This is a genomic window from Pseudomonas sp. GM25 (assembly GCF_000282255.1).
Lineage (GTDB): Bacteria > Pseudomonadota > Gammaproteobacteria > Pseudomonadales > Pseudomonadaceae > Aquipseudomonas > Aquipseudomonas aphyarum.
The window spans coordinates 162,868-178,091 of the sequence record NZ_AKJQ01000010.1 but is presented as its reverse complement, the minus strand read 5'-3'; the positions used below and the strand labels follow the sequence as shown (position 1 = coordinate 178,091).

Genomic DNA, 15,224 nt, shown 5'->3' with positions numbered 1-15,224 from the left:
CCCCCAGCCGTGACGGCGGGCCGATGCACGGTGTGGCGTTCGGCGCGCAGATCATCAGCGCCGACAACGGCGACCCGGGCCCCGAAGACGGCATCGTGCGCGGCAACGACGGCGCGGTGTACAAGGCCGGCTGGGATGCGCTGATCGCCAGCGGCGCGCGGATCATCAACAACAGCTGGGGCATCGGCATCACCGACCGTTTCGACCTCGGTGGCCGAAATCCGGCATATCCGCACTTCACCGTCAACGACGCGCAAGTGCAGTTCAACGAAATCCGCACATTGCTGGGCACCAAACCCGGCGGCGCCTATGACGGCGCAATCGCCGCCGCACGCAGCGGGATCGTGACGATCTTCGCGGCGGGCAACGACTACAACCTGAACAACCCGGACGCCATCGCAGGCCTCGGTTACTTCGTGCCGGACATCGCGCCGAACTGGATCACCGTCGCCTCATTGCAGAGAAACCCGGATCAGGCCAGCGCCAATCCGTACATCATGAGTACGTTCTCTTCGCGCTGCGGCTACACCGCCAGTTTCTGCGTCTCGGCACCGGGCACGCAGATCTACAGCTCGATCATCGAAGGCACCAACGCCGACAACCTGACCACCGGCTACAAGAACTACAACGGCACCTCGATGGCCGCGCCGCACGTGGCCGGTTCCATGGCAGTGCTGATGGAGCGCTTCCCGTACATGTCCGGCGATCAGGTCGCCAGCGTGTTGCGCACCACGGCCACCGACCTCGGCGCACCGGGCATCGACGCGCTTTACGGCTGGGGCATGATCAACTTGCGCAAAGGCATCGACGGCCCGGCGATGTTCGTCACCGAGCAGGACATCCCCGAAGAATTCCGCATCCAGGGCGCCTACGGTTCCGGTCAGTTCGTGGCCGATCTGCCGGGCATCGGCGCGATCATCGATGCGGGCAAACCCACCGAGCGCGTGTGCAACGACATCACCTGCGGGCTCGACACCTGGCGCAACAACATCTCCGGCCATGGCGGTCTGACCAAACAAGGCATCGGCACCCTGGTGCTGACCGGCAACAACACCTACAGCGGCCCGACCCTGGTCAATCAGGGGCGACTGGCAATCAATGGCTCGCTGCAATCGGCGGTCACCGTCAATGACGGCGGCATCCTCGGCGGTAACGGCCGGATCGGTGCGCTGACCGCGAATAGCGGCGGTACTGTGGCGCCGGGCAATTCCATCGGCACCTTGAACGTGGCCGGTGATGTGACCTTCGCGCCAGGTTCGACCTATGCGGTGGAAGTGTCCCCGACCAGCAGCGACCGCATTGTCGCCGGCGGCAAAGCGGTGATCGAAGGCGCGACCGTAACCATGTCGCTGGAAAACAGCCCGACGCTGTTGACCACAAACGAAGTGAAAAGCCTGCTCGGCACCCAGTTCAACATCTTGCAGGCAGCGGGTGGCATTGAAGGGCAGTTCGGACAAGTGTTGCCCAACTACGCGTTCCTCGGCGGCACCCTCGATTACTCGGCGGGTGGCGTGCAACTGGAGGTTGGACGTAACGGCGCCTCGTTCGCCAGTGTCGGCCTGACGCCGAACCAGCGCGCGGTCGGTGCTGCCGCCGAACGCCTCGGTGCCGGCAATGCGTTGTTCGAAACCCTGTTGCTGTCGCCGTCGGCGGCCGCTGCGCAGGATGCCTTCCAGCAACTGTCCGGCGAGATTCACCCGGCCATCGGCACGCTGCTGATCAACGACAGCCGTTACCTGCGCGATGCCGTGGGCGAACGTCTGCGCGAGCGTGACCTGTTCGATGCCGGCGCGCCGACCGATGACCGCAGCAACGCCTGGCTCAAAGTGCTGGGCGCCTGGGGCAAGAGCGATGGCGGGTCGAAATACGCCGATTCCACCAGCTCCATCGGCGGCCTGCTGGCCGGTGTCGACGGCTTGATCGCTGAAGATACCCGTCTGGGTTTCGTTACTGGTTATAGCGACAGCTCGTTGAGCATGGGCGAGGGTACACATTCGTCCGCCTCGGTCGATAGCTATCACCTGGGCGCGTACCTGGGGCATCAGATCGATGCGCTGCGTCTGACCGCCGGTGCGGCCTACAGCTGGCATCGCATCGACGTCAAGCGCGACCTGCAGTTCGGTGGCGTCAGCGGCAAACAGAAAACCAAGCGCGATGCGACCACCGCGCAACTGTTCACCGAAGCGGCCTACGACCTGGGCCTGCAACCGATGAACCTGGAGCCGTTCGCCAATCTGGCCTACGTGCACCTCAACAGCGACAGTTTCACCGAGAAGGGTGATGCCGCCGCACTGAAGGGCGGCGAAGACAACCGCGACGTGGTGTTGTCGACCCTCGGTGTGCGGGCCAAACGCACGTTTGCCCTGTCGGAGAAACACCAGCTGGAACTGGGCGCAAGCCTGGGCTGGCAGCACAACTTGAGCCGCGTGGATTCCGACAGTCACTTGGCCTTCGTCAATGGCAACAGTGCGTTCACCGTGCAAAGTGTGTCGATGGATCGAGATGCAGCGGTGGTCGGCGTGCGCGCCGGGCTGGCGCTCAATCGCGATGTCCGGGTCAACCTGGACTACAACGGGCTGATCGGCTCCAACGAAAAGGACCACGGTGTGGGCCTGACGCTGGACTGGCAGTTCTAAGAGGTAGCGGCAGTTCTTTCGAGAACTGCCGTTTTTGAAAGGAAGAGAGAGCACAACATGGGATTGTTCGATTACAAAAATGCCGACGGCAAAGCGCTGTACAGCGACGCCATCGCCCTGACGCTGTATGCCTACACGCCGACCGGGCAGGCTTTGCCCGGCACCGGCTGGAAGCCGATCGGCGCCACGGCGCTGGGCTATCAGGGCAAGGTCGGGGCGCAGGGCACGTTCTTCGGCGAGAAGGACGGCTTCACCAGCGCCGAAGCCGAAGTGCTCGGCAAGTACGACGCCGCAGGCAAGCTGATCGGCATCGGCGTGGCCTTCCGGGGCACCGGCGGGCTGGGTTACAGCGACACCTTCGGCGACATGAAAAACAACCTGCTGGCCGCCATCGGCCCGACGGATTACGCCACCCAGTACGCGAAAAACGCTTTCGACAACCTGCTCAAATCGGTGGCCGCTTTCGCCGTCGCTCATGGCATCGCGGCCAAGGACGTAATGATCAGCGGCCACAGCCTCGGCGGTCTCGGGGTCAACAGCGTGGCGGAGTTGAGCGCGAGCAACTGGGGCGGGTTCTTCAAGGACGCCAACTACATTTCGTTCGCCTCGCCGACCCAGAGCAGCACCGGCACCAACGTGCTGAACATCGGTTACGAAAACGACCCGGTGTTCCGCGTGCTCGACGGCACCACGTTCAGTACTGCGTCGATGGGCAAGCACGACAAGCCGCACGATTCGACCACCGACAACATCGTCAACTTCAACGACAACTACGCGTCCACCGCGCAGAACCTGGTGCCATTCAGCATCGCCAATCCGCTGAACTGGTCGGCCCATAGCTCGCTGGGGTATGCCGACGGCCTGAATCGGGTGATCGCGTCGAAGTTCTACGGCCTGACGCACAAGGACTCGACGATCATCGTCTCCAACCTTGAGGAAGCGTCGCGGGGCAAGACCTGGGTCGAGGATCTGGGCCGCAGCGGCGAACCGCACACCGGCAGCACGTTCATCATCGGCACCGACAGCGGTGACTGGCTCAAGGGCGGGGCGGGCAACGACTTCCTCGAAGGCCTGGGCGGCGATGACCGTTTCCGTGACGACGGCGGCTTCAACATCCTGCTCGGTGGCCAGGGCCACAACACCTTCGAGCTGCAAAAGCCGTTGCAGAACTTCAGCTTCGCCAACGACGGCGACGGCACGCTGTACGTGCGTGACGCCTACGGCGGCATCAGCATGACCCGTGACATCGGCGCGCTGGTGAGCAAGGAGTCGGGCTCGTGGTGGGGCAGCAAGGAAATCACCTGGACCGTCACCGCCAAAGGCCTGGCCAACGGTGCCGAACTGACCCAGTACAACCATTCGCTCAGCGGCGGCGCCATGGGCGACACCCTCAAAGCCACCGCTGACGGCGACTGGCTGTTCGGCCTGGGCGGCAACGATCACCTGCAAAGCGACAAGGCCCACGTGACCTTCGTCGGCGGTGCCGGCAACGACGTGATGAGCGCGGTGGGTGGCAACAACACCTTCCTGTTCAGCGGCGCGTTCGGCTTCGACGCGATCAATGGCTACCAGGGCAGCGACAAACTGGTGTTCATGGGCGTCGAAGGTGCAGGGCAGGGCTACGACTACAAGCAACACGCGTCGCAGTCCGGAAGCGATACCGTGCTGAAGATTGGCGACTTTGCCGTGACGCTGGTCGGGGTGGGTGTGGCTAACCTGTCGGATTCGAGTTTCGTCTTCGCCTGACAAACGAACGTTGTACTGAAATGCTCCGGGGCGCCTCGGGAGGGGCGTTCTGGTTGTGAGCTATCTCTGAACAATTCCAACAAAGAGAGAGGCAACAGCAATGGGTGTGTATGACTACAAGAATTTCGGTACGGCGGATTCCAAGGCGCTGTTCAGCGACGCCATGGCCATTACGCTGTATTCCTACCACAACCTCGATAACGGCTTTGCCGTCGGTTATCAGCACAACGGCTTCGGCCTCGGCTTGCCGGCCACGCTGGTGACCGCGCTGATCGGTGGCACGGATTCCCAGGGGGTGATCCCCGGCATCCCGTGGAACCCCGATTCGGAAAAAGCCGCACTCGACGCGGTGAAAAAAGCCGGCTGGACCCCGATCACCGCCTCGCAACTGGGTTACGAGGGCAAGACCGATGCCCGCGGCACCTTCTTCGGCGAAAAGGCCGGCTACACCAGCGCCCAAGTTGAAATCCTCGGCAAATACGACGCTCAGGGCCATCTGACGGAAATCGGCATCGCCTTTCGCGGCACCAGCGGCCCACGGGAAATCCTGATTGGCGACTCCATCGGTGACGTGATCAACGACTTGCTCGCTGCATTCGGGCCCAAGGATTACGCCAAGAACTACGTCGGCGAAGCCTTCGGCAACCTGATGAGCGATGTAGAGGCGTTCGCCAAGGCCAACGGCCTGACCGGCAAGGACGTGCTGGTCAGCGGTCATAGCCTCGGCGGGCTGGCGGTCAACAGCATGGCGGACCTGAGCACCAGCAAATGGGGCGGGTTCTTCCAGGACTCCAACTACATCGCCTATGCCTCCCCAACCCAGAGCAGCACCGACAAGGTGCTCAACGTCGGCTACGAAAACGATCCGGTGTTCCGCGCCCTCGACGGCTCGACCTTCACCGGCGCCTCGCTCGGCGTGCACGACGCGCCCAAGGAGTCGGCGACCGACAACATCGTCAGCTTCAACGACCACTACGCCTCGGCAGCGTGGAACGTGCTGCCGTTCTCGATCGTCAACATTCCGACCTGGATCTCGCACCTGCCGACCGCTTATGGCGACGGCATGAACCGGGTGATCGAGTCGAAGTTCTACGACCTGACCAGCAAGGACTCGACGATCATCGTCGCCAACCTGTCGGATCCGGCGCGGGCCAACACCTGGGTGCAGGACCTTAACCGCAACGCCGAAACCCACAAGGGCAGCACCTTCATCATCGGCAGCGACGCCAATGACCTGATCCAGGGCGGCAGCGGCAACGATTATCTGGAAGGTCGTGCCGGCAACGACACGTTCCGCGACGGCGGGGGCTACAACATCCTGCTCGGCGGCTCGGGCAACAACACCCTGGAGTTGCAGAAGTCGGTCAATAGCTTCGATTTCGCCAATGACGGCGCCGGCAACCTGTACATCCGCGATGCCAACGGCGGGATCAGCATCACCCGCGACATCGGCAGCATCGTCACCAAGGAGCCGGGGTTCCTCTGGGGCCTGTTCAAGGACGACGTAACCCACAGTGTCACGGCGACCGGTCTTAAGGTCGGCAACAACGTCACTCAATACGAATCGAGCGTCAAGGGCACCAGCGGCGCCGACACCCTCAAGGCCAAGGCCAGCGGTGACTGGTTGTTCGGACTGGACGGCAACGACCATCTGATCGGCGGGGCGGGCAACGACGTGTTCGTCGGCGGCGCCGGCAATGATCTGATGGAGTCGGGCGGCGGGGCGGATACCTTCCTGTTCAGCGGCGCGTTCGGCCAGGATCGCGTGGTGGGTTACACCGCCAACGACAAACTGGTGTTCCTCGGCGTGCAGGGCGTATTGCCCAACGACGACTTCCGCGCCCATGCCACGGCGGTGGGGCAGGATACGGTGCTGAAATTCGGCGCTGATTCGGTAACGCTGGTCGGGGTTGCGTTGAACAGCCTGAGTGCCGACGGGATTGTGATCGCCTGACGGTAAGGGTGGGGAGGGGCGCGCTTCTCCCCATATCAAAAGTGACTCACCAGCCATTCCCTGACTCCAATCCCTGCACCAACAGGAAATGCGGCCTAAAGCCATGACGGCAACGTTCGTCATCTAAGGGTCGCCAACGAGTACAGGAGATTCACACGTGAAAGGTTTCAAGAGGTTTTTCGGTATCGCGGGACTGGCGCTGCTGTCGGCCAATGCCTGGGCCGATCTGCCTCACAGCTCGATTCTGAGTCGCTATGGCGTCACCACCGATCAACTGCCAAAACCGGCCGAAAGTGATGACGTCAAACCCGTCGAAGAGAAAAGCCGCTTTCATATCCAGCCCGAACAACCGTTCGTGACCGTTCGCATCGGCGAAGACCATGAGCCGGAAATGACCGGCAACCTGAGCATCGATCGCATGGCGCAGCAGGAGCGACAGCGTTGCCAGCGCTTGCAGGAAGAAATGGTCCGGCGCGGCGAGCGCGCGCTGAACTGCGACGGCTCCCTCCCGGGCATGGCATTACCCCGCTGATCAATGCAAAAAAGGCTGCGCTCCTACAGGAACGCAGCCTTTTTTGATGAGGTAATCGTCAGTCTTCCTTGCGCACGGTGGCCACTTCGTCGGCACGCACACGGATCTTGGCGCCGGAAATGTCCTTGAACTCGTAGAAGCCGTCCTCGTTTTTGGTATCGGGCATGTCCTCGGTCAGGTACTGGGTGCCGTTCTGCAGGGTGACCACCGTCGGGGTCGAGCAACCGGCCAGCGTCAGCAGGGCCGCAACAGCCAACGGGATCCCGAGAGTCTTGATTTTCATAAGCAGCGTTCCTGTTCATTTCGACCATTGTCGGCCTCTAACGCGGTTGGTGCCATTACGCCCGGAAAAGTTCGATGGCCACCTGAAAAAATCCGCAATGAAGGTGCCACTGATCTTTTTCCGTTTGCGCCCGCCGGGTCAGGCTGGTATCTGTACGCATAACCAGTACTCGCTTGCCATGGCCCCGAAATCACCGTGACTGCCAATCCCCTTGACGATCCGTTCTATTACCTCAACAACTTCCGCCAGGTGCTTGATTGGCTTGAGCTTCGTTACGCCGACGTGATGAGCGAAGCGGAGCACGCCTTCATCCGCGACTTCAAGGCACTGCCGCGCGGATCCCAGGGATTGCTGGTACGTATGGTGATGCGCAAGGGCGTGCATTTTCGTGCCGGAAAGCTGAATTATCCGGAAATCGGCGACATCGCCGAAGCGGCGCAACCGCTGTTGGAGCAGGGCTGGCTCGATGAACAGGCGCCGTTGTCGATGGCGGATCTGTTCGAGGTGTTGCTCAAGGCCGAGATCCTGCAAGCCTTCGGCCCGGCCATCGATCAGCCTAAAGGCAAGAAAGTCGACTGGTTGCCGCTGCTGCACGAACAATTCCCCGAGCCCCGCAGTTTCCTGCAATGGTGCCCGGCGCTGGCGGATCGGCTGTTCAGCCTGACGCTGATGGACCTGTGCGACCGTTTTCGCCTGATGTTCTTCGGCAACCTCTATCAGGACTGGTCGGAGTTCGTGCTCGCCGACCTCGGCATCTTCACATATGAAAAAGTCGAATTCAGCGCTGATTCCCGGGGCTTGCGCAGCCGTGCCGACGTCGATGCCTGCCTGTTTCTGCACGACTGCCAGCTGTATTTCGAAGCCGGCGAGCCGCTGGAGCCGATCGTCGAACAGGTCGCGACGCTGCATTTCGACAACCCGTGGCTGCAACGTCGGCGCGGCAAGCTGTTGTTCCAGATCGGCCAATACTGCGAGCGCATCGGCGAATTCGCCCTGGCGCTGAAGATCTATCGCGACTGCGCCTATCCCGGCGCGCGATTGCGGATGATCCGTGTGCTGGAGCGCAGCACCGAATATGCGTTGGCGCTGGAACTGGCGGTCATTGCCGAGCAGGCACCGGAAACCGCCACCGAACAGCAGGGCCTGCAACGGGTGTTGCCACGCCTGCGGCGCAAGCTCGGCGGGCCACCGATCAAGCGCACGGCGCCCGGCCTGGTGGAGCGGCTGGATCTGCACCTGCCGCGTCTCGATCCGGCGTTGTCGGTGGAATATCACGTTCAGGCGCACCTGCACGAAGAAACAGGCCCGGTGCATTACGTGGAAAACAGCCTGATCAATTCACTGTTCGGCCTGCTGTGCTGGCCGGCGATCTTCGCGCCGTTGCCGGGCGCGTTCTTTCACCCGTTCCAGCGCGGGCCGGTGGATCTGCTCAACGAGGACTTCCAGCCCCGACGTGCGGAGCTGTTTCAGGCCTGTCTCGCCGAACTCGACGATGGCCGCTATGCCGACACCATCCGCGCGCGGTTCGCCGCCAAGTGGGGCGTGCAGTCGCCGTTCGTGTTCTGGGGCGCGCTCAATGAAGAGCTGCTGGAGCAGGCGCTGGCCTGTCTGCCGGCCGAACACCTCAAGCACTGGTTCAGCCGTCTGCTGCTGGACATCAAGGCCAATCGCGCCGGCATGCCCGACCTGATCCAGTTCTGGCCGCAGCACAAGACCTACCGGATGATCGAAGTCAAAGGCCCCGGCGATCGCCTTCAGGACAACCAATTGCGCTGGCTGGAGTTCTGCCACACGCACCGCATGCCGGTTGCCGTGTGTTACGTGCAATGGGCGGAGCAGGGCGCTTGAGCTACAGCATCGCGGTGCGGGCGTTGTGCGAATTCACCGCGAAAACCGGTGACCTCGACTTGCGCTTCACCCCGTCTCCGACCGCGCTGGAGGGGATTGCCGGGCATCGCACCGTGGCGTCCCGGCGCAACGATGCGTACCAGAGCGAAGTGGCGCTGGAGGGCGCATTCGGGCCATTGAAGGTCAAGGGCCGGGCCGACGGCTACGACCCGACGCAGAACTGCCTGGAAGAAGTCAAAACCTACCGCGGCGATTTGAGCAAGCAACCGGCCAATCACCGTTCGCTGCATTGGGCCCAGGCGAAAATCTACGGCTGGTTGATGTGCTGTCGATTGCAGCTTGAGCAGATCAATCTGGCGCTGGTGTATTTCGACATCGTCACGGAAAAGGAAACCTGTCTGGTCGAGGCTTTCAGCGCCGAAGCGCTGCGGCAGTTCTTCGAACAACAATGCGGTTTGTTCCTGGCGTGGGCCGAACAGGAAATGGCCCACCGTGACGCGCGCAACCGGGCGGCGCAGCAGCTGGGTTTTCCCCATGCCGCGTTTCGCCCCGGCCAGCGTCACCTCGCCGAATCGGTGTTCAAGGCCGTCAGCACCGGCCGCTGCCTGATGGCCCAGGCCCCGACCGGGATCGGCAAGACCCTCGGCACCCTGTTTCCGATGCTCAAGGCGATGGCGCCGCAGCAACTGGACAAGGTCTACTTCCTCACCGCCAAGACACCGGGACGCAAACTGGCGCTGGATGCGGCGCAAGTGCTGTTCGATCACAGCGAAACCTTGCCCCTGCGGGTGCTGGAAATGGTCGCCCGGGACAAGGCCTGCGAACACCCGGACAAGGCTTGCCACGGCGAATCCTGCACGTTGGCCCAAGGCTTTTACGACCGCTTGCCCGCTGCCCGCGAAGCCGCCAGCCAATTACGTCTGCTGGATCAGTCCGCGCTACGAGACGTCGCGGCGCAGCACGGGGTGTGCCCGTATTACCTGATCCAGGAAATGGCTCGCTGGGCCGACGTGGTGGTGGCGGACTACAACTATTACTTCGATTTCAGCGCGCTGCTGTTCGGTCTGGCCCAGTTCAATCAATGGAGCGTGGCGGTGCTGGTGGACGAGTCGCATAACCTGGTCGAACGCGGGCGGCAGATGTACAGCGCCACCCTCGATCAGGCGACACTGGGCAGCGTGCGCAAAACTGCGCCCGAGGCGTTGAAGAAGTCGTTGCAGCGGGTCAACCGCGAATGGAACGCCCTGCACAATGAGCAGTTTGCGCCTTATCAGGCCTACGACAAGGCGCCGGAAAAACTGTTGCAGGCGCTCTCTTCCTGCACGGCGAGCATTGACGACTACCTCAACGATCACCCGCAAGGGCTCGACAGCGGATTGCAGAACTTCTACTTCGAGATGCTGCAATTCGGCCGGGTGGCGGAACTGTTCGACGCACATTACCTGTTCGACATCAGCAAACGCGACCTCGAGCGCAAACGCCCGTTATCGCAACTGTGCCTGCGCAACGTGGTGCCGGCGGCGTTCATCGGCCCGCGCTTGACGGCGGCGCGCAGCAGCGTGCTGTTTTCCGCAACCCTCAGCCCGCGCCACTATTACGCGGATTTGCTTGGCACGCCGGCCGACACGGTCTGGATCGATGTCGAGTCGCCGTTCAGCGCCGAGCAATTGCAGGTGCAGATCGTCAGCCGGATTTCCACCCGTTTCACGCACCGTCAGGCATCGCTGGAGCCGATTGTCGAGTTGATCGCCCGCCAGTTCAGCGAACGTCCGGGCAACTATCTGGCGTTCTTCAGCAGTTTCGATTACCTGCAACAGGTCGCGCAGTTGCTGGCCGAGCGGCACCCGCACATCACCCGCTGGCAGCAATCCCGAGGCATGACTGAAGGAGCGCGCCAGGAATTTCTCGATCAATTCACCGCCGACAGCCAGGGCGTCGGCTTCGCCGTGCTCGGCGGCGCGTTCGGTGAAGGCATCGATCTGCCCGGCGCACGGCTGATCGGCGCGTTCATCGCCACCCTCGGGCTGGCCCAGCTCAACCCGGTCAATGAACAGATGAAGCGGCGCATGGCGGCGATTTTTGGGGCCGGCTACGACTACACCTACCTGTTCCCCGGCGTGCAGAAAGTTGTACAGGCCGCCGGACGGGTGATCCGCACCCAGCAGGATCGCGGCGTGGTGATGCTGATCGATGATCGCTTTGCCGAAAGCCGGATCCGGCAATTGTTGCCGCGCTGGTGGCACCTTGATCTCACAGAAGCAGCTTTCCAATCCGCCGGTTTGACGCATACTCCAGTGATTGAAAAACTGTTTTGAGCCAAGCCTGATGAGCGAGAACAAGAAGTCCGCTGCGATCGAAGACATGCGCTTTCGTTTGCTGATCGATGCGGTGGTCGATTATGCGATCTACATGATCGACCCCGAGGGAATCATTACCAGCTGGAACTCCGGCGCCAAGCGCTTCAAGGGATACGAAGAGGCGGAGATCCTCGGCGAACACTTTTCCCGGTTCTACACCGACCAGGACCGCGCTGACGGTTTGCCACAGCGGGCGCTGGACACGGCGATCCGCGAAGGCCGGTTTGAGGGCGAAGGCTGGCGGGTACGCAAGGACGGCACGCATTTCTGGTGCCATGTGGTGATCGATCCGATTTTCAGCCCGAGCGGGCAACTGCTCGGGTTTGCCAAGATCACCCGCGACCTGACCGACCGCAAGATAGCCGAAGAAACCCTCAAGCAGAGCGAACAGCAATTCCGCCTGCTTGTGCAGGGCGTCACCGACTATGCGATCTACATGCTCAGCCCCGAAGGCCGGGTGACCAACTGGAACCCCGGCGCGCAGCGGATCAAGGGTTACAAGCCGGATGAGGTCATAGGCAAGCATTTCTCGATGTTCTACACCCCGGAAGACCGTGAAGCCGGTGAACCCCAGCGCGCCCTGGAAACCGCGGTACGCGAAGGCCGTTTCGAGAACAAGAGCTGGCGCCTGCGCAAGGACGGCACGCGGTTTCTGGCGCATGTGGTGGTCGATGCGATTCGCGGCGACACCGGCACCTTGCTCGGTTTTGCCAAGATCACCCGCGACGTGACCGAAGCTACCCAGGCGCAACAGGCCCTGGAGAAAACCCGTGAAGCGCTGTTCCAGGCGCAGAAAATGCAGGCCATCGGCCAACTCAGCGGCGGTATCGCCCACGACTTCAACAATCTGCTGACGGTGATCCTCGGCAACCTGGAAATCGTGCGCAAACGCGTAGGCGAGGACCCGAAAGTCAGCCGTCTGCTGGAGAACGCCACGCAAGGCGCATTGCGCGGCGTGTCGCTGACCCAACGCATGCTGGCCTTCGCCCGACGTCAGGAACTCAAGACCGAACCGATCGAAATCCCGAAACTGGTGCAGGGCATCACCGGGCTGTTGCGCAGCTCTCTGGGGCCGGGGATCCGCATCGAAACGCAGTTTCCCGAAGACCTGCAAGCGGTGCTGGCCGACAGCAATCAGCTCGAACTGGCGGTGCTCAACCTGGCGACCAACGCCCGTGACGCCATGCCGGAGGGCGGCAGCGTCACCATCAGTGCCGAACCCGAAGTGGTGCTTGAACAGCACGATTCGACGATGGCGGCAGGACGCTATGTCTGCCTGAGGGTGACCGATACCGGTGAGGGCATGGACGCTGAAACGCTGGCGTCGGCGACCGATCCGTTTTTCACAACCAAAGGCTTGGGCAAGGGCACCGGGCTGGGGTTGTCGATGGTCCATGGCTTCATCGAGCAACTGGGTGGCCGCTTCATTCTGAAAAGTACCCAGGGGCAGGGCACCACCGCTGAACTGTGGTTGCCGGTGGCCATCGACGGCGTTGTCGCCAAACCGCTTGGCCCGATGGTGTCCACCGATACGGTGCCGCGCCTCAGCGTACTGGTGGTGGACGATGACAGCCTGGTGCGCACCAGCACGGTCCTGCTGCTGGAAGACCTCGGTCATCGGGTGATCAGCGCCAGTTCCGGCGCCAAGGCATTGGAGCTGTTCGATCAGGACGAGGTCATCGACCTGATGATCACCGACATGGCCATGCCGCAGATGAGCGGCGCGCAACTCGCTCACGCCGTCCGCCTGCTCAAGCCGGACCTGCCGATCATCCTCGCCACCGGTTATGCCGAGCGCCTCGAAGGCTTTGCAGCGGGCTTGCCGCGACTGTCGAAACCGTTCAATCAGCTGAATCTGGTGGAGATCATTGCCCAGTCAATGAAGTGAACCCAAGGCACAATCGGTCTGAACTTGTCCGGAGCATGGCGCCTCCAAACGCTTTGTTTCGGAGCGTTCCATCGTGCCACGCATATTGACCCAACCGACCGCCGAAGAAACCCTGAACGAACATAACGCCAAAATGTTCGGTTCACCCAAGGAGCGGCTGGATTTCTACCGACGGGAAATCCAGTACGAAACCAGCATCCTGGCCAACCGCACCGACGCCTACCTGGCGGCGCAATCGTTTCTGGTGATTGCCTTCGCGTCCTGCATGGCCAACCTCAACCCCGAGTGGGGCAAGTTGTTCACCCTGGTGGTGCCACCGTTCCTGGCCTTGCTCGGCCTGCTCAGTTCGCTCAATGCCTGGCCGGGGATTCGTGCCGCCTACGACATCATCGATCATTGGCACTTCAAGCAGAGTGAATTGCTGCGCAGCGAACCTCTGATGGGCCTGGCTTATGACGAATCGCCGCTGTTCAGCGAGATGGAATCGAGCCACAAGGGGTATCGCAAGTCACTGCTGTTTTCCATTCGTACGCCGTGGATCTTTGCCACGTTCTGGATGTTGCTCGGCAGTTATGCCTTCTACATTCAGGTGACCAACCCGGGAAGCTGAAACACCACCGCGTTCTTCGGATTTGCCCGGTTTTTGACGCCGCTCGTAGCGGGCGAGAATCGGCTGGGTGCTGACGCCGTGCAGCAGAATGCTCAGCGCCACCACCGACAGGGTCAGGTCGGTACACAGCGTGGCCACGCTGTCGCCCAGCCCATGGTTCAGCGCATAGAAGAGGTAGAACAGACTGCCGATGCCACGAATGCCGAACCAGCCGATCAATAACCGTTGGCGTCCAGCCAGCAGCGATCCCCACGGCATCAACCCCACGCAGACCGGGCGAATGACACAGAACAGCACGCCGCCGACCAGCAGCGCCCGCCAGTCCCAGTGACTGACCAGCACCACACCCAGCAGGGTGACCAGAAACACCTCCATCGCCCGCTCGACCAGACCGCCGAAGGCGAGCATGTCGCCCATCATGATGCCGGCGGCCACCTGGCTGTCTTCCAGCCGTTCGGTATCGCCGTGCACCGCGTGCTGCGGTTCGACGTTCTGATGGCCGACCACCGGCTGCACCAGATGCTCGGCGGGCGGTTGGTGGGCGCCGGTGGATTTGACTTCCTCCTGCCGCAACCCCAGGCCGGCGGCGAACACCGACAGAAACCCGTAGCCACCGATGGATTCGGCCACCACATAGGCCAGCGCGATCAACGCCAACGCCAGATAGTCGTTGGGGCTGAGGGTGCTGTCATCGTTGCGGATGCGCAGTGACAAGGTCAGACGGCCGATGCCGCGGCCCATCCAGTAACCGCAAAGCAATCCGGCGGGCACGGCCCAGAGCAGGCTGCGCAACACCCAGTCGGGCCATTCGGCGGCAAAACCTTCACCTTTAAGCAGTAACAAGCCGAGGATCACGAAAGGAAAGGCTATCCCGTCATTGAGCCCGGCCTCGCCGGACAGGCCGAATCGCACGCTGTCGACGTCCCGCGCATCGTTGACCTGCACCAGCGCCGCGAGCACCGGGTCGGTGGGTGCCAGAATCGCCCCGATCAGCAAAGAAGGGCCCCAATTGAGATTCAACCCGAAATGCAGCAACAGGCACACGCCGATAATGGTCAACACCATCACCGGGCCCGCCAGGCCGAATGCGATCCGCCAGCGCTTGTCGCGCAACGGCAAACGCAGCTTCAAACCGCAGACGAACAGGGAAAACAGCACCGCGACTTCGGTCAGGTGCTCCATCCACTTGGAGGCTTTATCCAGCGGCAACTCCAGCAGATCGAGCCCGACCGGCCCGATGCCGATACCCAGCAACAGACACACCGCCGACGTCGTCACCGGCATCCAGCGCAGGTAGGACGACGTCAGTGCGAGGGTCAGCAGCACGGCGCCGAGCACGGCGACCCAAATGATGAAGGTCACGACGGGCG

The 15,224-nt window shown here is 62.2% G+C and carries 10 protein-coding genes; 8 read left to right on the top strand and 2 right to left on the bottom strand.

The features are described 5' to 3' along the window. The 4 genes from PMI24_RS04265 to PMI24_RS04250 form a co-directional block, all read left to right on the top strand. Positions 1-2,636, top strand: a 2,636-nt coding sequence (locus tag PMI24_RS04265; RefSeq protein ID WP_007951426.1) for an autotransporter outer membrane beta-barrel domain-containing protein, incomplete at its 5' end; no start/stop codon positions are given. Positions 2,637-2,693: 57 nt separating this feature from the next. Then, positions 2,694-4,382, top strand: a complete 1,689-nt coding sequence (locus tag PMI24_RS04260) for a polyurethane esterase (RefSeq protein ID WP_007951424.1) — start codon at positions 2,694-2,696, stop codon at positions 4,380-4,382. A gap of 100 nt (positions 4,383-4,482) precedes the next feature. Then, positions 4,483-6,336 carry a polyurethane esterase gene (locus PMI24_RS04255; protein ID WP_007951422.1) on the top strand — a complete coding sequence of 618 codons (1,854 nt, stop codon included), beginning with the start codon at positions 4,483-4,485 and terminating at the stop codon, positions 6,334-6,336. Positions 6,337-6,493: 157 nt separating this feature from the next. Next, entirely contained in the window at positions 6,494-6,868 is a 375-nt protein-coding gene (locus PMI24_RS04250) for a hypothetical protein (protein WP_007951421.1), read from the top strand. A gap of 58 nt (positions 6,869-6,926) precedes the next feature. Here the strand turns inward: PMI24_RS04250 and PMI24_RS04245 are convergent, their stop codons facing one another. Beyond that, complete coding sequence (locus PMI24_RS04245) at positions 6,927-7,151, bottom strand: YgdI/YgdR family lipoprotein (RefSeq protein ID WP_007951417.1); 225 nt, start codon at positions 7,149-7,151, stop codon at positions 6,927-6,929. Positions 7,152-7,346: 195 nt separating this feature from the next. On the opposite strand from PMI24_RS04245, the gene PMI24_RS04240 reads away from it, so the two are divergent. The 4 genes from PMI24_RS04240 to PMI24_RS04225 all read left to right on the top strand — a co-directional run bounded on the left by PMI24_RS04240 (position 7,347) and on the right by PMI24_RS04225 (position 13,854). Further along, positions 7,347-8,999, top strand: a complete 1,653-nt coding sequence (locus PMI24_RS04240; RefSeq protein WP_007951414.1) for a VRR-NUC domain-containing protein — start codon at positions 7,347-7,349, stop codon at positions 8,997-8,999. Then, on the top strand, positions 8,996-11,314 hold the full coding sequence (locus tag PMI24_RS04235) for an ATP-dependent DNA helicase (protein WP_007951413.1): 2,319 nt from the start codon (positions 8,996-8,998) through the stop codon (positions 11,312-11,314). The genes PMI24_RS04240 and PMI24_RS04235 overlap by 4 nt, the downstream gene beginning before the upstream one ends. Before the next feature lie 10 nt (positions 11,315-11,324). Further along, positions 11,325-13,244 (top strand): hybrid sensor histidine kinase/response regulator, encoded by a 1,920-nt coding sequence (locus tag PMI24_RS04230; RefSeq protein ID WP_007951412.1) that lies wholly within the window; start codon positions 11,325-11,327, stop codon positions 13,242-13,244. Positions 13,245-13,317: 73 nt separating this feature from the next. After that, positions 13,318-13,854, top strand: coding sequence for a hypothetical protein (locus tag PMI24_RS04225; protein WP_007951411.1), 537 nt, complete (start codon positions 13,318-13,320; stop codon positions 13,852-13,854). On the opposite strand, the gene PMI24_RS04220 is transcribed toward PMI24_RS04225, so the two are convergent. Then, positions 13,753-15,216 carry a cation:proton antiporter gene (locus PMI24_RS04220; RefSeq protein ID WP_007951410.1) on the bottom strand — a complete coding sequence of 488 codons (1,464 nt, stop codon included), beginning with the start codon at positions 15,214-15,216 and terminating at the stop codon, positions 13,753-13,755. The two genes, PMI24_RS04225 and PMI24_RS04220, sit on opposite strands and share 102 nt — an antisense overlap. Positions 15,217-15,224 lie beyond the last annotated feature (8 nt).

Bases quoted from the DNA above. Each gene is read 5' to 3' on its own strand.
- PMI24_RS04255 (WP_007951422.1), top strand. From the start codon at position 4,483: ATGGGTGTGTATGACTACAAGAATTTCGGTACGGCGGATTCCAAGGCG.
- PMI24_RS04245 (WP_007951417.1), bottom strand. From the start codon at position 7,151: ATGAAAATCAAGACTCTCGGGATCCCGTTGGCTGTTGCGGCCCTGCTG.
- PMI24_RS04230 (WP_007951412.1), top strand. From the start codon at position 11,325: ATGAGCGAGAACAAGAAGTCCGCTGCGATCGAAGACATGCGCTTTCGT.
- PMI24_RS04260 (WP_007951424.1), top strand. From the start codon at position 2,694: ATGGGATTGTTCGATTACAAAAATGCCGACGGCAAAGCGCTGTACAGC.